The following is a 17688-nucleotide window of genomic DNA, read 5'->3' on the forward strand; positions in this document are numbered from 1 at the left end:
GAGCGGTCGGATGTCGCGGGTATCGGATGTCTCGTTGTGCCGACTCGTCCTCCACAGGCGAGCTTCGCGCGAAGTTATCCACAGGTCGATTCTCCCGATCAGCGTTTATTTCCGTTGCGATCCTGATGTCAGTGGGTGGGTGCAGGATCGAACCATGGAACGCAGCCCGCAACCGCTCGCACCGCTCGAGCGAGACCTCGACGCGTTGCGGGGCGCGTGGGCCGATTCGATGCCCGCGTTCGGTGCGATTCCCGGCACGACACAGTCCGAACTCGAGCAGATGAGCGACTCGGGCCTCGTCGCGGTCACCGACCTGCTCGCTCGGGTGCGGCGCGACGCCGAGGTGGTACTGGCCCGGGTCGCCGCCGAGGTAGCGCGGCGCTCAGGCCCCGAGTTCGGTGACATCGGGCTCGCGAAGGCGCGGGGGTTCCACAATCCTGTGCGGCTGATCGCGGCATCGACCGGGTCGACGCGCAGCGACGCGGCCAGGCTGATCGGCGTCGGCGCGGCCACGGCCGAGCGGCAGACGTTCGGTGGCGAGCGCGTGGCGTCGAAGCATCCACACGTCGCGGCCGCTCTGCAGACCGCAGCGATCGGCATCGACGCGGCATCCGCGATCACGTCGATGCTCGACCGGGTCGCATTGCGCGCTGATCCCGCACTCGCCGACGTCGCCGAGGGCGCGCTCGTCGAACTCGCCACGCAGGTGCCGCTCGAACTCCTCATGCGTGGCGTGCGCGAGGCCGAGGCCCGACTCGACGCCGACGGTGTCGAACCCTGCGAAGAACTCCTGCGTGGCGAGCGTTCACTCACCATGCGCGAGGCCGGCAACGGCATGGTGCACCTGCATGCCCGGCTCGACCCCGAGTCGGCCGCGCCGATCAAGGCGGCGATCGAGGCACTCGTCAGCGACGTGCTGCGTCGACGCGAGCCCACCGAGTGCGAACCGGGGCCCGCGGTCGACGACGAGCGCACGATCCCGCAGATCCAGGTCGACGCACTCGCCATGCTGGCGCGGCACACACTCGGGTGCACGCAGACGCTGACCCCGCTCGTGAAGACCGCGGTCGTGGTTCGCCTCGACCTCGACGCCCTCGTCGACGGCGTCGGGCATGCGCGCATCGACGGCCTCGAACAGCCCATCTCGGCCGGCACAGCGAGGCGCATGGCCGCCGATGCCGAGCTCATCCCCGCCGTGCTCGGCGGCGACAGCATTCCCCTCGACCTCGGGCGCGCCGCACGGTTCTTCTCCCGCGCGCAACGCCTCGCGCTCGGCGAGCGCGACGGAGGTTGCGCGTCGTGCGGCCAGAACATCTCCTACGTCGAGGCGCACCACATCCTCTGGTGGCATCGCGACGACGGGCCGAGCGACCTCGAGAACGGCGTGATGCTCTGCAGTTTCTGCCATCACATGGTGCATCGCGACGGGTGGCGAATACGCGCGGGCCGCAACGAAGTCTGGTTCATTCCGCCACCGCATATCGATCCGCAGCAAGCTCCGCGACTCGGCGGGCGCGCCCGGTTCGAACTCGCCCGCGCGCGCACTGCGTGATCGGTGCGACACGCGCCAGTGCTGAACGACTGGGAACCCGCAACCGTGCGGCTGCGGGGCCGTGCGCCGGCGCGGCCGTGCGGCCGTGCCGTGCGCCAGCGCGGCCGTGCGCCGTCGCCCGCGCCTCGCGGCGCCGATAGCGTGGCAGGGTGAAGATCACGGTGCTCGCGGGTGGAGTCGGCGGCGCGCGCTTCGTGCGCGGCGTGCGCGAAGAGGTGCGGCGGCGCTGGCCCGAGCCCGCTTCCGGCGATGCGCACGGCGGCGAAGGCGGCGAAGGCCGCACCGCAGGCGACCGGCCCGACGGGAGAGACGGCGGCGAGGCATCCGTCACCGTCATCGTGAACACCGGCGACGACCTGTGGCTCGCGGGCGTGCGCCTGATGCCCGACTTCGACTCGCTGCTGTACTCGCTCGCCGGTGTCAACGACACCGAGCGGGGCTGGGGTCGTGCGGGCGAGACCGAACGCGTCGCCGCCGAACTTCGCGAGTGGGGCGTCGGCTGGCCGTGGTTCACCCTCGGCGACCTCGACCTCGGCACGCATCTCGCCCGCACGTCGTGGCTGCGCGAGGGCGAGACGCCATCGCAGGTCGCCGAGCGGCTGCAGGGTCGCTGGCCGCTCGGGGTGCGGCTGATCCCCGCGACCGACACCGAGGTCGACACGCACGTGCTCGTCGCCGACCCCGATGCGCCGGGCGGCGAGCGCGAGCTGCACTTCCAGGAGTGGTGGACCCGGCATCGGGCGATGCTTCCGGCGCGTGCATTCCGGCAGCGCAACCTCGATGCGGCGCGCCCCGCACCCGGAGTCGTCGAGGCGATCATCGAGGCCGATCTCGTGCTGTTCGCCCCGTCGAATCCGGTCGTCTCGATCGGCACGATCCTCTCGATACCGGGCATCCGCGAGGCCATCGCCACCACGCAGGCTCCGGTGGTCGGCCTCTCGCCCATCATCGGCGGAAAGGTGGTGCGCGGCATGGCCGACGCGTGCCTTCCGGTCATCGGCGTCGAGACGAGCGCCGAGGCGGTCGGCCGTCACTACGGTGCGCGCTCAAGGGGCGGGCTGCTCGACGGCTGGCTCGTCGACGAAACGGATGCCCCGGCGCTGGCGCCGCTCGAAGGGGCCGGTGTCGTCGCGCGCGCGGTGCCACTCTGGATGCGCGATCTCGCCACCTCGTCCGCCCTCGCGGGAGCCGCCATCGACCTCGGGGTGGCACTCGGGCGACCCACCTCGTAACGGGCCCAGGCTCCCACCCCGTACAGATCAGGGCAGACTGACGTGATGACCCTCATCGTCGTGCTCGCGCTCGGGTCGGCACTGTTGTACGGCGTCGGCGACTACTTCGGCGGTGTCGCCGCGCGCCGCATCCCCGTGCTCGCCGCGAGCACCATCAACTACGCGTTCGCGGCGATCGTGCTCGTCATCGCGCTGCTCGCGGCCGGCGGCGTCTGGTCGCAGTCCGCGGTGGCCGGCGGCATCATCGCGGGCGTGCTGGCGGCGATCGGCTTCCTCGCCTTCTACGCCGCCCTCGCGGCCGGGCCCATCTCGCTCATGTCACCCCTCATGGCCCTGCTGAGCTCGGCCGTGCCCGTGGTGGTGGCGTTCGCGATCGGCGACGAGCTCGGCCCAGTCGCATGGGCCGCGATCGCCCTCGCCATCCTCGGTTCGGTGCTCATCAGCGTCGAACGTCGCGTCGACACCCGCGGCGCTCGGCCTCGCACACTGCTGTACGCGGTGATCGCGGGGCTCTGCCTCGGATTCGCCACGGTCGCACTCGACGCGGTGCCCGACGACGCGGGCATGGTGCCCGTATTCCTCGACACCACGCTCGGGTTCGTGCTGCTGCTCGGACTTGTCGGGCTCTCGCGCGCGGTGCCTGCGGTGCGCCGATTCGTGGCTGTGCTCGATGCGCACGAGGCGTCCCAGCCAGGCCCGGCGCACGAGGCGCCCCAGCCAGGCCCGGGGCACGCGGCTGCGGCTGCCGCTTCCGCCACGGCTGCGCACCTCTCGACCACACCGACGCCCGGCTCGGCCATGGTCACCGTCGACGACTACACGCGGCGCAACCGCGCACGCCTGCTCGCCGCCATCGCGGGCCTGCTCATCGGCGGCGCGAACGTGCTGCTCATGGTCGCCCTGCACGCGGGCAGCGTCGCCGTGGTCGCGGTGCTCGTGAACCTGTACCCCGTCGCTACCGTGCTGCTGGCCTGGGTGCTGCTGCGCGAGCGGGTCAACGCGGTGCAGGCCACGGGAATCGTGCTCGCCGTCACCGCGTCGGTGATGCTCGGACTGGCGTGAGTCGACGAGTGGTGGGGTCGTGAGCGCGATCGGCTGACAGGCCCTCACCGCGGGACTACGATGGAACCGACCGCCGGTCTGGATCTGACCGGTGTGAGTGGCCCGGGATTGGGTCGCGAGTCGCCGACACCGTCGGAATGTCACTTGCACACCGTCCCGGAGGCCCCATGCCCTTCCCCCGCTCCCTGGCTCTTGCCGTTGCACTCCCGGCCGCCGCACTGCTGCTGGCCGGCTGCGCCGGCACCTCGACCGCGTCGCCCGAATCAACCGCGAACGAACCGGCGAACACTGACACCGGGTCATCCGGTTACCCGTTCGCGATCGACAACTGCGGCACCCAGGTGACGTTCGAGTCGGCGCCCGAGCGCGTCGTCACCGTGAAGTCGTCGACGCTCGAGCTCATGCTCGCGCTCGGACTCGAGAATCGCGTCATCGGCAGCGCGTTCAGTGACGGCCCGGTTCCCGAAGAGCTCGCGGATGCGGCATCCGGCATCGACGTGCTCTCCGAGAAGGTGCCGTCGCAAGAGGCGACGCTCGCCCTCGAGCCCGACCTCGTGTTCGCCGGCTGGGAGTCGAACCTCTCGGCCGAGGGGGCCGGCGACCGCGACACGCTCGCCAAGCTCGGCGTCGCGAGCTACGTGGCGCCCGCCGCGTGCAAGGGCGAGGGCTACATGCCGAACCCGCTCACGTTCGACGAGGTCTTCCGCGAGTTCGAAGAGGCGGGTGCGATCTTCGGTGTTTCGGATGCCGCGGCCGAGCTCGTGGCGCAACAGCGCGCCGAGCTCGACGCGATCGAGCCCAACGCCGACGGCCTCACGGCGCTCTGGTACAGCTCGGGCGACGACACCCCCTATGTCGGTGCGGGCATCGGCGCGCCGCAGATGATCATGCAGGCCGCCGGGCTCGAGAACGTCGCCGCCGACGTCGAAGACACCTGGACGGCGATGGGCTGGGAGGCGATCGTCGCCGCGAACCCCGACGTCATCGTGCTCGTCGACGCGGCGTGGAACACGGCCGAGCAGAAGATCGAGCATCTCGAGTCGAACCCCGCGACCGCGGCGCTGCCCGCGGTGGCGCAGCAGCGGTATCTGGTCGTCGACTTCCCGGCGACCGAAGCCGGTGTGCGCAACGTCGGCGCGGTGGCGTCGCTCGTCGACCAGTTGGAGGCGCTCGGCTGATGACGCGCCCCACCCCGTCCGTCACGCCCGTCACGCGCGTTCCGAAAACAGGAAGACGCGCCGACGCGGAGCTGGGAACAGGCGCGGGCGGCCCCTCCGAGCAACCGGTTCCTGTTTTCGGAACGTGGGTGGATGCCGTGGGCCCGGGCGCGGGCCGTGGCGCTGGCGCGCCTGCTCAAACCGCTCGACCCGCTCGACCCGGGCGACCGGTGGGCCGGGGCGTGCGCACGGGGGCGTGGGCCGTGGGCCTCATCGTCCTGCTCGGGGCATCCGTCATCGTGGCCGTCACGATCGGACCCGCCGCGCTCGCCCCCGCCGACGTGTTCGCGAGCATCGCCGCGCATCTCGGCATCGGCGAGCCGACCCTGAGCCCTTTGCGCGACGGCATCGTGTGGGAGCTGCGCATGCCCCGCGTGCTCACCGCCGCCGCGGTCGGCGCGGGCTTGGCGCTGTGCGGTGCGGTGATGCAGGCCCTGACCCGCAATCCGCTCGCCGACCCCTACCTGCTCGGCCTGTCGTCGGGCGCTTCCGTCGGCGCGGTCATCGTGATCGTGCTCGGCGTCGGCCTGCTGCTCCCGGTCGCGGCGTTCCTCGGTGCGCTCGTCGCCCTCGCCGCCACCCTCACCCTCGCTGCCGGCGCAAGCGGCGGCCGGGCCGGGGCGGGCGGCTCGCTCACCCCCACCCGCACCGTGCTCGCCGGGCTCGCGGTCGCCTCGGTGTTCGGCGCGGTGACGAGCCTCGTCATCTTCTGGAGCGCGACCGGCGACAGCTACCGCGAGATCCTGAACTGGCTGCTCGGCTCGCTCGCGGGCACCGACTGGACCTCGGTCGCGATCGCCGGGGGAGCCGTCCTCGTCATCGGCATCCCGCTGCTCACGAGCGCGAAGACCCTCGACGCCTTCGCGTTCGGCGACACCGCCGCAGCCGCCCTCGGCGTGCACGTCGGCCGCAGCCGTGCCCTGCTGCTCACCGCGACCGCACTGCTCACCGGAGCGCTCGTGGCCGTGAGCGGGTCGATCGGATTCGTCGGCCTCATCCTCCCCCACGGCGTGCGGCTCATCGTCGGCTCCCGCCACCGTGCACTGCTGCCGCTGTCGGCGCTCGCCGGAGCGATCTTCCTGGTCTGGGTCGACACCGGCGCCCGAACGCTCTTCGACCCACGCGAGCTGCCCGTCGGCATCCTCACCGCCCTCATCGGCGGTCCGGTGTTCGCCCTGCTCCTGCTGCGGAACAGGGGGCTGCGATGACCGGCGCCGGCCACGCCGACGGCCTTCGGGTCGACCGGGTGCGCTTCACCCGCGGCAACCGGCTCATCATCGACGACCTCGATTGCACCGTGCCCGCCGGGGCGGTCGGCGCACTGCTCGGCCCGAACGGCGCAGGCAAGAGCACGCTGCTGCACCTCATCGCCGGCATCGAGCGGGCCGACGCCGGAGCCGCCAGGTTCGGCGACCGCGACCTCGCCTCCCTGCGACGGCGCGATCGGGCGCGCGCGATCGCGCTCGCCGAGCAAGAGGTCACGGATGCCCCGGGCCTCACGGTCGCCGAAGTCGTCGCCCTCGGGCGCACCCCGCACCTCGGCGCCTTCTCGGGGCCGAGCGAGCGCGACCGGGCGATCGTGGCCCGTGGGCTCGAGGACGCCGGGCTGCTCGACCTCGCCGATCGCGACTACGGTTCGCTGTCGGGCGGCGAACGCCAGCGCGTCAACCTCGCCCGCGCCCTCGCTCAGGAGCCCCAACTGCTGCTGCTCGACGAGCCGACGAATCACCTCGACATCCGCGCGCAGTTGACGATGCTCGGGCTCGTGCGCGAGCTCGCTCGGGGAGGGCTCACCGTGCTCGCTGCGCTGCACGACCTCTCACTCGCCGCCGCGTACGCCGACCATGTCGTGGTGCTCGCCGAGGGTCGGGTGGTCGCCGCAGGCGACCCTCATGCGGTGCTCGAACCCGAGCTCATCCGCGACGTGTGGGGCGTCGAGGCATCCGTCATCGAACACCCGGCGACCGGCCGCCCCCTCATTGCGTACGCGGGCATCGCGGGCGCGCCGCTGCCCGTGCCGCAGCCCGTACCGCTGCCGGCGCCACTGCCCACCGGCGAATCCCTCGCCTAATTCAGGAGAATTGCGCCCAGGGCGCCTCCCAGCCGCCGTCAGTGCAATTCTCCTCACTTGCGCCGGGCTGGAACGCGGAGATGAGCCGGGGGTGTGGCGAGCGTCCGGGCGTAGCCTGAAGTCATGCCCAAGCCGCTGACGATCCAGAACCGAACCGAGATGCTCGACGGCATCGTCGCCGAGTTCCTGCACAACTCGCCGCGCGGCAGACGCCTGATCGCCGTCGACGGAGCCGACGAACCTCGTGCCGCCCGGTTCGCCGACGACCTCGCTGAACGGCTCGAGGCTGCGGGCCAGCACACCCTTCGCGTATCGGTGGGCGCCGTCGCCGAGGCCGACCTGCGCGCGACCACGGTCGACCCGTTCCGCGCGGGAACCATGCCCGGTGAGGAGCACGACACGGTGCTCGTCATCGACGGCCGCGACCTGCTCACCGTGTCGGCGCGCGGCATGTGGCACTTCTCGTTGTGGACCCTCGCGGGCGACGAGCTGCCGCACGCCGGGGCATCCGTCATCGTCGACGTCACCGACGACGACGCGCCGCTGCGCTATTTCTACGACTACTGCGCGCTGCCGCCGAGCGCCGGAGACCGCACCATCACGGCGCGCACGGCGTAGCGTTCACGAGAGCACGTCTTTCGTGAGCATGCGGCTCACCGCGAGCGCGCCGAACACCACGAGGTAGCCGGCCTGAAGCAGTGCGTTGTCGGCGAACGAGTCCAACACCGGCGGTTGGCGCAGCAGGTCGGCGAATCCGAGCCAGTACTGCGTGAAGAGCCACGGATGCAGCCACTCGAGTTGCGGCAGCGCACCCATGATCTGCGCGACCACGGCCAGGATGGCCGTCGCGGCCATCGCCCCGACCGGCACCGTCGTGAGCGTCGAGAGGAACAGTCCGATCGCCGACAGGCCGAGCAGCGACACGGTGACGTAGGCGGCGATGGCGACGAAGCGCAGCAGCCCCTCGCCGACGCTCACGGTCGCCCCCGACAGCAGGGCGATCGGCCCCACGGGGAACAGCGCCCAGCCGATGATCGTGCCGACGACGACGACCGTGAGGGTCGCCGCGGCGCAGAACACGGCCGTGGCCGTGTACTTGACGATGAGCAGGCGGATGCGGCCCGCCGGCGCGATGAGCAGGTAGCGCAGGGTGCCGTGGCTCGCCTCGCCCGCGACGGTGTCGCCCGCGACGACGCCGATCGTGAGCGGCAGAAACAGCGGGATCGCCACGACCATGGCCGTGACGCCGACGAACAGGCCGTTCTCGGTGATCTGCCCGAGGAACGCCGGACCGCGCCCGCTCGGGGCGTCGCCCGCGACGCGGATCGCCACGGCGATGAGGACCGGGATCAGCGCGAGGGCGCCGAGCAGGGCCCACGTGCGACGGCGTCGGAATAGCGTGAGCAGTTCGGAGGCGAAGAGCGCGAGGGTGCCGCCGTGCGCCCCCGCCGGTCGAGGAGCCGACGAAGGAGGCGTCTCGAGACCCGCCCCCGCCGCTCGAGGAGCCGACGAAGGAGGCGTCTCGAGACCCGCCCCCGCCGCTCGAGGAGCCGACGAAGGAGGCGTCTCGAGACCCGCCCCCGCCGGTCGAGTAGCCGACGAAGGAGGCGTATCGAGACCCCCGGGGCCGCCCTCACCCTCACTGGACAACGTCGAACCCCTCACCGGTGAGCTCGACGAAGCGCTGCTCGAGGCTCGCGCGTTCGACCTCGAACCCGCGCACCCGCACCCCGTCGGCGACGAGCGCCGCGACGATGGCCTCGGGCGCGACATCCGACGACGCGAACCTGGCGGCGACAACGACTCGGCCACCGCCACCGCCGACGCCGAGATCGCCGTCGACGCGCATGCCGAGTCGCGTCAGCACCCGTCGCGCCGGCGCCGCGTCGGGTGTTCGCACGAGCACGCGCGCCTCACCGGCGTTGCGGAACTCCTCGAGCGTGCCCTGCGCCACGAGCTTTCCCGCACTCATCACGCCGACGTGCGAACACACCTGCTCGACCTCGGCGAGCAGGTGGCTCGACACGAACACGGTCGTCCCGTCGTCGGCGAGCGACCGGATGAGGGCGCGCACCTCGCGGGTGCCCTGCGGGTCGAGCCCGTTCGTCGGCTCGTCGAGCACGAGCAGCTCACGCCGCATGAGCAGCGCGTTCGCGATGCCGAGCCGCTGCTTCATGCCGAGCGAGTACGCGTGCACCTTCTTGCGGCCGGCGTGCGAGAGTCCGACGCGGTCGAGCGCCTCGTCGACGCGGGCCGAACGGGTGCGTCGGGGCGCATGCCGGTCGGCGGCATCGAACCGCCGCAGGTTCGCGACGCCCGAGAGGTAGGGCGAGAAGGCCGGACCCTCAACGAGGGCGCCGACGCGCGGCAGCACCGAGTCGACGTGGCGCGGCATGTCGGCGCCGAGCAGCCGGGCGCCGCCCGCGCTCGCGGCGACGAGTCCGAGCAGCATGCGGATGGTGGTCGTCTTGCCCGATCCGTTCGGCCCGAGGAACCCGAACACCGCGCCGCGCGGCACCGCGAGGTCGACGCCGTCGACGGCGACCTGCGAGCGGAACCGCTTGGTGAGGCCGTGCGTCTCGATCGCGAGGTCGCCGGTGGTCGCCTCAGCAGTCGTGCCCGCGCCCGCGGGCGATCCGTCGGTCAACGCCCGCTCGTGGCGGCGTCGAGCAGGCGGTCGGCGGTGACGGCTCCGGCGAGCACCCGCCCGTCGTCGGTGAACAGCACGGTCGCGAGTGAGGTCTGCAGGATGCGCCCGCCGTCGACCGGCTCGGTGAGTGTTGCGAGAAGAGCGGATGCCTCGGGGTCGAGGCCGGCCATCACATCGGCACCGCTCGCGGCCATCGGGAGCACGACCACGGTCGACCAGCCCTCACCGATGACCTCGGCCCGCGGCATCCGATCGCTCGTCTCGCCGTCGTCGCCGTCGTGCTCGGCCTTCATCTGCTCGAGCTCGGCGAGCGTGGGGACCGGCACCTCGTGCTCGGTCACCGCGGTGCCCTCAGGGGGCGTGAACTCGAACACCGACGCATCGGGCGCGTCGAACGCGACTTCGGTGAACGCGACGCTGAACGCGGGCTCATCGGCCCCGCGCGCGGTCACCGAGGCGGCGAGCGCGACGCCCGTCTCACCGTCGACGGCCACCGAGATCTCACCGATGAGGGTGTCGGCATCGCGCGGCTCGAGCACGAGCTCGTAGACCTCGCGACCCGCGACGCGCGCGTCGGTGCCGACGCTCACCTCGGTGGTCTCGTCGAGCCGCGCGAGCGCCTGGTCGAGCACCTCGTCGGGGGTGGGCAGCGGCGTGCCGAGCTCGGCCTCGAGCCGGTCGCGCGCCGCATCGGCGTGGGCCTCGGCGTCAGCTTCGGCCTCGGCCTTCAGCGCGTCGACCGCCGCCCGGTCGACGGTGACGTGCGTGGCCGCCTGCTCGCGGGAATCGTAGATCCACGCGCCGTCTTCTGTGACGTAGACGTTGCGCTCGGCGAGGTCGTCGAGCACCTGCAGGCGCGCGTTCATGCCGTCGAGGTAGACCCGGGCGGTGTGCGTGCCGGTCGCGAGCGAGATGAGGTCGTCGAGATCGGTGGCGGATGCCGCGTCACCGGCTTCGTCCGATGCGCCCGGCCCGCCCGGGCCGCCGCCCGATCCGAACCCGCCGCTGCCGCCGGCACCCCCGCCCATCGTGCCGGTGAGGCCCGACAGATCGGGGAGCCCGAGTTCTGAGGTCTGCTCGACCGTGCCCGACAGGGCATCGACATCGCTCGCCGCCGCGAACTCGAGCAGTTCGGCGGGGGTGAGGTCGGGCAGGTCGACGGCCGCGTTCGCCTGCATCGGCACGACCACGACGGCGACGCCGATCGCGATCGGCGCGGTGATGGCGGGGATCCAGCGGCTCAGCCGTCGGGACGCCCCGGAGCCTGGTCGGGCGCGCATGCGTTCAGGCTACGCCGAGCCGCGACATCCGTCATCGATCGGCGGCGAACACTCAGGATCTGGGGCATGCGGCGACGAGACGACCATTGCCGCCGACCCCGACCGCGGGCTACGGTGAGGGCATTCGTCGCCGTTGTGCCCAATTCGGGGGGTTCTCATGGTCCACGTCACTCATCGCTCCGCTTTCCGCGGTCTCAGCCTCGCGCTCGGCGCCGTGCTGGCCGTCGGCGCCGTCGCCGTCGGGGCGCCCGCGTCTGCCGCGGGGCGTCCAGCGCCACCGGCCCCATCGACGTCGACGGGCTTCGGCGGCGCCGTGTCATCGGTCGACGCCGAGGCGAGCGCCATCGGCCTCGAGGTGCTTCGCAAGGGCGGCAATGCCGCCGATGCCGCGGTCGCCACCGCCGCGGCGCTCGGCGTGACCGAGCCCTACAGCGCGGGCATCGGCGGCGGCGGCTACTTCGTGTACTTCGACGCGGCGACCGGCGAGGTGACCACGATCGACGGACGCGAGACGGCGCCCGCTGAAATGCAGAGCGACGCGTTCATCGACCCGGCCACCGGCCTGCCGTATCCGTTCGCCGCCGCGGTGTCATCGGGCCTCTCGGTCGGCGTCCCCGGCACCCTCGCGACGTGGGAGGCTGCGCTCGACGAGTTCGGCACCGAATCGCTGAAAGAGATGCTGAAGCCGTCGATCCTGCTCGCGACCCGCGGCTTCCGCGTCGACGAAACCTTCGCCGCGCAGACCGCCGCGAACCAGGCGCGGTTCGCGGCCTTCCCCGCCACGGCCGAGCTGTTCCTGCCGAACGGCGCCCCGCCCGAGGTCGGGTCGACGTTCACGAACCCCGACCTGGCGACGACGCTCCGCGAGATCGCGGTCCACGGCACCGACCGGTTCTACGAGGGAGCGCTCGCCGACGAGATCGCGGCCATCGTGCAGGATCCCGAGACCGACCCCGCCGCGACGCTGCCCGCGTTTCCCGGCTTCATGACGCCCGACGACCTCGCCGACTACGAGGTGCTCTTCCAGGATCCGACCCGCATCGAGTACCGCGGGCTCGACGTGTACGGCATGGCGCCGTCGTCGTCGGGCGGCACCACGGTCGGTGAGTCGCTGAACATCCTCGAGAACTACGACCTCGCCGCCGAGGAGGTGCCCCAGGCCCTGCACCTCTACCTCGAGGCCACCGCGCACGCGTTCGCCGACCGCAACGCGTACGTCGGCGACCCGGCGTTCGTCGACGTGCCGACCGCGACCCTGCTCAGCCAGGACTTCGCCGACGCGCGCGCCTGCGTGATCGACCCCGATGCCGCATCGGTCAAGCCCGTCGCCCCCGCGCCGCTCGACGCAGCCGGCTGCGTCACCGCGGCCGCCGAAGTCGACGTCGACACCGAGAACATCTCGACGACCCACCTGTCAGTCGTCGACCAGTGGGGCAACGCGGTCGCCTACACGCTCACGATCGAGCAGACCGGCGGCTCGGGCATGACGGTGCCGGGGCGCGGGTTTCTGCTGAACAACGAGCTCACCGACTTCAACTTCGTGCCGAACCCGGCCGACCCGAACATCGTCGAGCCCGGCAAGCGCCCGCGGTCGTCGATGTCGCCGACCATCGTGCTCGACGGCGGTGATGTGCGGTTCGTGGTCGGCTCCCCAGGCGGGTCGACGATCATCACGACGGTCACCCAGGTGCTGATGAACCGCATCGACCTCGGGATGACCCTGCCCGAGGCCGTGGCTGCGCCCCGGGCGTCCCAGCGCAACACGGCCAATGTCTCTGCCGAGCAGGCGTTCCTCGACGCCTACGCCTCCGAGCTCACGCCGTACGGCCACCGGTTCGGGAACCCGGCCGAGATCGGTGCGGTGGCCGCCATCGAGGTCGATGCCGACGGGCTCATGACCGCAGCAGCTGAACCCGTTCGCAGGGGTGGCGGTACCGGACTGGTGGTGCAGCCGGCGCCGTGAGACCGACCGACGAGGACTCCCGATGCGCAGCGTGACGTATTCGATGAGCGTCTCGCTCGACGGCTACATCGTCGGGCCCGACGGCGGCTTCGACTGGGCAGTGCCCGACAAAGACGTCTTTCGCTTCTGGATCGACGAGATTCGAGATGTCGGCGTGCACCTGTTGGGACGGCGGCTGTACGAGGCGATGCTGTACTGGGAGACCGCCGAGCAGGAGCAATCGCTCGACGACGCAGAGCTCGAGTGGGCCGCACTCTGGAAGCCCCTCCCGAAGGTGGTGTTCTCCACCACGCTGTCCGAGGTGCAGGGCAACGCCCGCTTGGCCTCAGATGGCCTGGTGGGCGAGATCGAGCGGTTGCGAGCCGAACCGGGCGAAGGCGACATCGCGATCGGCGGTGCGGTTCTCGCCGCCGAGGCGGCCGCGTCGGGCCTGATCGACGAGTACCGGGTCGTTGTGTACCCGGTGCTGGTGGGCGGTGGCATTCCGTTCTTTCCCCAGCACGAGCGCCAGGTGGATCTCGAACTCGTCGAGTCCCGCACCTTCGATTCAGGAGTCGTCTACCTGCGCTACCGGGTGGCGCGCTGACCGAACCCCATGCAGGCGGTGAGCGGGCTCAGATGCCCATGGCCAGTCGGATACCGTCGGCGATCTTGGAGAGCATGTAGCCGGGTACGTGCCCGACCGGGTACGGTCCGAGGAATTCGCGGCTGACCGGGCCTACCTGGGACACCACCGCGACGGAGTCCTTACCGAGTCCAGAAGCGTCGACCGGTACGAGCACGTTGCCGGGGAATGCTTCAAGTGCGACGTTCGACGTCAGCGGCACGATGAGGACCGTCGCGATCTGGGTGGCAAGCAGCCAGTCTTCCTGCATGACGACCGCCGGCCGACGCTTTGCCGATTCCGATCCACGGGGCGACCCGAAGTCGACCCATACGATGTCGCCGTGGGAGATCACCAGTCAGTGCCCTCGCGCACCGTGCGCTCCGACTCATGCAGGAACGGGCTGCCCGCGGAGGGCTGCCCGACGCGTTCGATCACCGAGTTCGCCAGCGCCGTCAGTTCAGCTTCGCCCTCGAGTTCCTCGACCAGGCGACGACCGGCGCGTCTGGTCATACCCCCGAGCGCGCCCAGGGAGACCCATGGACCAGAGGTCGCGCTCGGTGCGGCCGATCAGACGCTCGCCGCGCCAAGCGGCTCGTAGCAGTCGTACGAGCGCTGTCGGATGATGCGCCCGTCGCGGAACTCGTAGAACTGCGCGATGTGGGCGGTGAGCGTCGAGCCGGCGGGCAGGCCGGCGATCGCGGTGGCCGTCGTCGCGCGCCAGGTCAGGCGCACGGCGGCACGGTCGCCGCCGTCGATGAACTCGAGCACGTCGTACGACTGCTCGGCGAGCATCTGCGCGCCCGCGACCGAGCCGTCGAGCATGGCCTGCACTCCACGCGACCCGCCCGCAGGTCGCATGATGCTCGGGTACTCGACCTGCTCCGCGTCATCAGTGAAGAATCGCGCGAGCGCATCGCCGTGCTCGCCCGACTCGATTGCCCGCATGAGCTCACGTACCAGCGCCTCGTTCGCCGGCGTCTCGCTCACCGGAGCGTCGGTTGCAGTGGTTTCGTTCGTCATTCCGACAACCTAAGTTGCACAACCATGGTTGTCACGAGAGGCTGGCCCAGGTTCGCTGAACCGGCGCCCGCCCTCAGAGCGCCCGCAGCCGCGGCGCGAGGTCGCGGGCGAACAGCTCCTGGAAGCGCAACTGGTCGTGCCCGGGCGCGTGGAACACGAGGTGGTTGAAGCCCCAGTCGACGTACTGCTTGATACCGGCCACGACCTCGTCGGGGTCGCTGCCCACGATCCAGCGCTTGGCGATCTGCTCGATGGGCAGGGCGTCGGCGGCGGCCTCCATCTCGACGGGGTCGGTGATGTCGTGCTTCTGCTCGGCCGAGAGCGAGAGCGGCGACCAGAACCGCGTGTTCTCGAGCGCCGCGGTGGCGTCGGTGTCGTACGAGACCTTGATCTCGATCATCCGGTCGAGTGCGTCGAACGTGCGTTCGTCGGTGCGGGCAGCCAGGCCCTCGCGAACGGCGGGAATGAGTTGATCGACGTAGAGCCCGGCACCCTTGCCCGACGTGCAGATGAACCCGTCGCCGGCGCGGCCGGCGTACTTCGCCACGGTCGGCCCGCCTGCGGCGATGTACACCGGCACCGGGGCATCCGGTCGGTCGTAGATCGACGCGTCATGCGTCGAGTAGTATTCGCCCTCGAAATTGACGCGCTCGTCCTTCCACAGCGCCCGCATCAGGCGCACCGACTCGCGCAGGCGCGCGAACCGCTCCTTGAACTCGGGCCAGTCCTGCTCGCCCGCACCGCGGAACCCCGTCGCGATCTCGTTGAGCGCCTCACCCGTGCCGAAGCCCGCGATGATGCGCCCCGGGTAGAGCACGCCGAGCGACGCGAACGCCTGCGCGAGCACCGCCGGGTTGTACCGGAACGTCGGCGTCATCACGCTCGTGCCGATGCGGATCGTCGACGTGCGCTCGCCGACCGCGGCCATCCACGCGAGCGAGAACGGGGCGTGCCCACCCGCATGCCGCCACGGCTGGAAGTGGTCGCTCGTGAACACCGACTCGAAGCCGTTGGCCTCGGCGGCGACCGCGATCTCGACCAGCTCGCGGGGGGCGAACTGCTCGGCCGAGGCCTTGTATCCGAGGGTGAGCGTCATATCGTTCCCTTTCGATCGGCGAGGTGCGCGACGACTTCGGCGGTGTGGTCGCCGACTCCATCGTGCAGCACGGCTTCGAGTGCGTCGACCGTGTCGACGTCGCGAGTGAGTCCGGTGAGGTCGGATGCCGCGAGTTCGACGAACCCCGCAGCCACATGCCGCGCTGCGGAGTCGGGGCCGAACCGCGGCTCGAACGCGGCGGTCGCGCCGGCCGTCGCTGTCGCGAGCGTCGTGCCGGTTGCGTCGGCGTCGCGCACGAAGGCGAGCGGATGCCGCGACGCGGCCTCGAGCGCGGTGTCGAGCTCGTCGGGCCGCAGTGCCGGCAGGTCGCCGAGCAGCACTGCGATGCCCTCGCGCCGGTCGAGCCGGCTGAGCCCGTCGAGGCCCGCCCGCGCGTGCGCGATGCCGTGCGCGATCGCCCCGCCGAGGCTGCGCGGCACGTCGATCGGCTCGGCGAGGAACTCGGCACCCCCCGCGAGCCCGGGGTCGTCGCCGACCACGATGACACGAGCCACCGACCGCGCGGCGAGCGCGGCCGCGATCGTGTCGAGCGCGAACGCCCGCGCGAGCATGGCCCGTGCATCGTCGGCGACCTCGGGTGCCAGCCGTGTCTTGGCCGCCGGAGCGCCCTTCACGGGGATGACCAGGGTCCACGAGATCGACGCACCCGGGACATCCGCTGCATCGGTCACGAACGCAACCCGGGCAGCACTTCGCGACCGAAGACCTCGAGGAACTCGCGCTGGTTGCGACCCGCGTTGTGCAGGTAGATGCGGTCGAAACCGAGATCGAGGAGGCGCTGGATCGCGGCGCGGTGCACGGCGGGGTCCGCCGAGACGACCATGCGGTCGGTGAAGTCCTCGGGTCGAACGGTACGGGCGAACTGCTCGAACTCGAATGGCGAGCGGATGTCGCTGCGCGGGAATCGCATGCCGCCGTTGGGCCACTCGGAGAGGGCGTTGCGCATCGCCAGCTCGTCGGTCTCGGCCCACGACAGGTGCAGCTGCAGCACCTTGGGCATGCCGTCGGCGTTGCGTCCGGCCTCGCGCGCGCCGTCACGGAACCGGGCGAGCAATGTCGCGAGCTTCTCGAGCGGAGCGCCCGTCGTGATCATGCCGTCGACCGTGCGGCCGGCGCGGCGCGCGGTGATCGGCCCCGACGCCGCCACGAGGATCGGCGGGGCGACGTCGGGCATCGTCCAGAGCCGGGTGGCCTCGAGGGTGAAGTGCGGGCCCGAGTGGCGTACGTCTCGGCCGGCGATCGACCCCGAGAAGAGCTTCTTGATGACGTCGACGGCCTCGAACATGCGATTGATGCGCTCGGGCGCCTCGGGCCAGTACGCGCCGACGATGTGCTCGTTGAGCGCATCGCCCGAGCCGATGCCGAGCCACGTGCGGCCCGGGTAGAGCGCCGCCTGGGTCGCGGCGGCCTGCGCGACGACCGCCGGGTGCATGCGGAACGTCGGCGTCGTGACGCCCGGGCCGAGGTCGCCCGTGGTGCGAGCGCCGATCGCCGCGAGCACGCTCCACACGAACGACGACTCGCCCTGTGACGGCACCCACGGCTGGAAGTGATCGCTCGCCATCGTGCCGCGGAATCCGTGCGCCTCAGCGAGGTCGGCGTACTCGACCGCCTCGGCGGGAGGGAAGCGCTCGAGCATCGCGGCGTATCCGATGTGGGCTGGCACCCGTCCATCCTCCCGCAACCGCCGGTCGAGTAGCGACGAAGGAGCGAATCGAGACCTCGTCCAACCGCCGGTCGAGTAGCGACGAAGGAGCGTATCGAGACCTCGTCCAACCGCCGGTCGAGTAGCGACGAAGGAGCGTATCGAGACCTCCCGCAACCGCCGGTCGAGTAGCGACGAAGGAGCGTATCGAGACCTCCCGCAACCGCCGGTCGAGTAGCGACGAAGGAGCGTATCGAGACCTCCCGCAACCG

18 protein-coding genes are annotated in these 17688 nt (G+C 71.4%); 9 read left to right on the forward strand and 9 right to left on the reverse strand.

Annotated elements, in window-relative coordinates:
• Positions 1-154: 154 nt before the first annotated feature.
• From ABD164_RS01180 to ABD164_RS01210, 7 genes are all read left to right on the forward strand, one after another.
• Complete coding sequence (locus ABD164_RS01180) at positions 155-1552, forward strand: HNH endonuclease signature motif containing protein (RefSeq protein WP_344292569.1); 1398 nt, start codon at positions 155-157, stop codon at positions 1550-1552.
• A gap of 149 nt (positions 1553-1701) precedes the next feature.
• Positions 1702-2784, forward strand: a complete 1083-nt coding sequence (gene cofD, locus ABD164_RS01185; protein ID WP_344292571.1) for a 2-phospho-L-lactate transferase — start codon at positions 1702-1704, stop codon at positions 2782-2784.
• A 45-nt stretch (positions 2785-2829) separates the two neighbouring features.
• On the forward strand, positions 2830-3846 hold the full coding sequence (locus tag ABD164_RS01190) for an EamA family transporter (protein WP_344292573.1): 1017 nt from the start codon (positions 2830-2832) through the stop codon (positions 3844-3846).
• Positions 3847-4013: 167 nt separating this feature from the next.
• Positions 4014-5024, forward strand: a complete 1011-nt coding sequence (locus tag ABD164_RS01195; protein WP_344292575.1) for a putative F420-0 ABC transporter substrate-binding protein — start codon at positions 4014-4016, stop codon at positions 5022-5024.
• 242 nt (positions 5025-5266) lie between these two features.
• A complete protein-coding gene (locus ABD164_RS01200; protein WP_425545878.1) occupies positions 5267-6271 on the forward strand; it encodes a putative F420-0 ABC transporter permease subunit in 1005 nt (334 codons plus the stop codon).
• Positions 6268-7134 (forward strand): ABC transporter ATP-binding protein, encoded by an 867-nt coding sequence (locus ABD164_RS01205; RefSeq protein ID WP_344292579.1) that lies wholly within the window; start codon positions 6268-6270, stop codon positions 7132-7134. The genes ABD164_RS01200 and ABD164_RS01205 overlap by 4 nt, the downstream gene beginning before the upstream one ends.
• 123 nt (positions 7135-7257) lie before the next feature.
• Positions 7258-7752 (forward strand): nucleoside/nucleotide kinase family protein, encoded by a 495-nt coding sequence (locus ABD164_RS01210; protein ID WP_344292581.1) that lies wholly within the window; start codon positions 7258-7260, stop codon positions 7750-7752.
• Between the two features lie 3 nt (positions 7753-7755).
• Here the strand turns inward: ABD164_RS01210 and ABD164_RS01215 are convergent, their stop codons facing one another.
• The 3 genes from ABD164_RS01215 to ABD164_RS01225 are packed head-to-tail and all read right to left on the reverse strand — an operon-like array spanning position 7756 to position 11064.
• Positions 7756-8784, reverse strand: coding sequence for an ABC transporter permease (locus tag ABD164_RS01215; protein ID WP_344292583.1), 1029 nt, complete (start codon positions 8782-8784; stop codon positions 7756-7758).
• Positions 8774-9781, reverse strand: coding sequence for an ABC transporter ATP-binding protein (locus ABD164_RS01220; RefSeq protein WP_344292585.1), 1008 nt, complete (start codon positions 9779-9781; stop codon positions 8774-8776). Before ABD164_RS01220 ends, ABD164_RS01215 begins: the two co-directional genes overlap by 11 nt.
• Entirely contained in the window at positions 9778-11064 is a 1287-nt protein-coding gene (locus ABD164_RS01225) for a LolA family protein (protein WP_344292587.1), read from the reverse strand. The genes ABD164_RS01220 and ABD164_RS01225 overlap by 4 nt, the downstream gene beginning before the upstream one ends.
• Positions 11065-11221: 157 nt before the next feature.
• On the opposite strand from ABD164_RS01225, the gene ggt reads away from it, so the two are divergent.
• Both ggt and ABD164_RS01235 read left to right on the forward strand, forming a co-directional pair.
• A complete protein-coding gene (gene ggt, locus ABD164_RS01230) occupies positions 11222-13027 on the forward strand; it encodes a gamma-glutamyltransferase (RefSeq protein ID WP_344292589.1) in 1806 nt (601 codons plus the stop codon).
• A 22-nt stretch (positions 13028-13049) separates the two neighbouring features.
• The gene (locus tag ABD164_RS01235) at positions 13050-13613 is read left to right on the forward strand and encodes a dihydrofolate reductase family protein (protein WP_344292591.1); all 564 of its coding nucleotides are present in this window, start codon (positions 13050-13052) and stop codon (positions 13611-13613) included.
• 28 nt (positions 13614-13641) lie between these two features.
• Here ABD164_RS01235 and ABD164_RS01240 read toward each other — a convergent pair whose 3' ends face one another.
• The 6 genes from ABD164_RS01240 to ABD164_RS01265 all read right to left on the reverse strand — a co-directional run bounded on the left by ABD164_RS01240 (position 13642) and on the right by ABD164_RS01265 (position 17437).
• Positions 13642-13986, reverse strand: a complete 345-nt coding sequence (locus ABD164_RS01240) for a type II toxin-antitoxin system PemK/MazF family toxin (protein ID WP_344292593.1) — start codon at positions 13984-13986, stop codon at positions 13642-13644.
• On the reverse strand, positions 13983-14144 hold the full coding sequence (locus ABD164_RS01245) for a hypothetical protein (protein ID WP_344292595.1): 162 nt from the start codon (positions 14142-14144) through the stop codon (positions 13983-13985). The genes ABD164_RS01240 and ABD164_RS01245 overlap by 4 nt, the downstream gene beginning before the upstream one ends.
• A 57-nt stretch (positions 14145-14201) precedes the next feature.
• On the reverse strand, positions 14202-14654 hold the full coding sequence (locus ABD164_RS01250) for a nuclear transport factor 2 family protein (protein WP_344292597.1): 453 nt from the start codon (positions 14652-14654) through the stop codon (positions 14202-14204).
• A gap of 73 nt (positions 14655-14727) precedes the next feature.
• Positions 14728-15750: a glucose-6-phosphate dehydrogenase (coenzyme-F420) gene (gene fgd, locus ABD164_RS01255; protein ID WP_344292599.1), complete on the reverse strand. Its 1023-nt coding sequence runs from the start codon at positions 15748-15750 to the stop codon at positions 14728-14730.
• Positions 15747-16442, reverse strand: coding sequence for a 2-phospho-L-lactate guanylyltransferase (cofC, locus tag ABD164_RS01260; RefSeq protein WP_344292601.1), 696 nt, complete (start codon positions 16440-16442; stop codon positions 15747-15749). The genes fgd and cofC overlap by 4 nt, the downstream gene beginning before the upstream one ends.
• Complete coding sequence (locus ABD164_RS01265) at positions 16439-17437, reverse strand: TIGR03557 family F420-dependent LLM class oxidoreductase (RefSeq protein WP_344292603.1); 999 nt, start codon at positions 17435-17437, stop codon at positions 16439-16441. Before ABD164_RS01265 ends, cofC begins: the two co-directional genes overlap by 4 nt.
• Positions 17438-17688 lie beyond the last annotated feature (251 nt).

It is taken from the genome of Agromyces neolithicus (assembly GCF_039529735.1).
Lineage (GTDB): Bacteria > Actinomycetota > Actinomycetes > Actinomycetales > Microbacteriaceae > Agromyces > Agromyces neolithicus.

What these genes read in the sequence shown, in the direction of transcription:
- ABD164_RS01180 (WP_344292569.1), top strand. Translation starts at nt 155, where the DNA reads ATGGAACGCAGCCCGCAACCGCTCGCACCGCTCGAGCGAGACCTCGAC.
- ABD164_RS01190 (WP_344292573.1), top strand. Translation starts at nt 2,830, where the DNA reads ATGACCCTCATCGTCGTGCTCGCGCTCGGGTCGGCACTGTTGTACGGC.
- ABD164_RS01195 (WP_344292575.1), top strand. Translation starts at nt 4,014, where the DNA reads ATGCCCTTCCCCCGCTCCCTGGCTCTTGCCGTTGCACTCCCGGCCGCC.
- ABD164_RS01205 (WP_344292579.1), top strand. Translation starts at nt 6,268, where the DNA reads ATGACCGGCGCCGGCCACGCCGACGGCCTTCGGGTCGACCGGGTGCGC.
- ABD164_RS01210 (WP_344292581.1), top strand. Translation starts at nt 7,258, where the DNA reads ATGCCCAAGCCGCTGACGATCCAGAACCGAACCGAGATGCTCGACGGC.
- ABD164_RS01225 (WP_344292587.1), bottom strand. Translation starts at nt 11,064, where the DNA reads ATGCGCGCCCGACCAGGCTCCGGGGCGTCCCGACGGCTGAGCCGCTGG.
- ggt (WP_344292589.1), top strand. Translation starts at nt 11,222, where the DNA reads ATGGTCCACGTCACTCATCGCTCCGCTTTCCGCGGTCTCAGCCTCGCG.
- ABD164_RS01235 (WP_344292591.1), top strand. Translation starts at nt 13,050, where the DNA reads ATGCGCAGCGTGACGTATTCGATGAGCGTCTCGCTCGACGGCTACATC.
- ABD164_RS01245 (WP_344292595.1), bottom strand. Translation starts at nt 14,144, where the DNA reads ATGACCAGACGCGCCGGTCGTCGCCTGGTCGAGGAACTCGAGGGCGAA.
- ABD164_RS01250 (WP_344292597.1), bottom strand. Translation starts at nt 14,654, where the DNA reads ATGACGAACGAAACCACTGCAACCGACGCTCCGGTGAGCGAGACGCCG.
- fgd (WP_344292599.1), bottom strand. Translation starts at nt 15,750, where the DNA reads ATGACGCTCACCCTCGGATACAAGGCCTCGGCCGAGCAGTTCGCCCCC.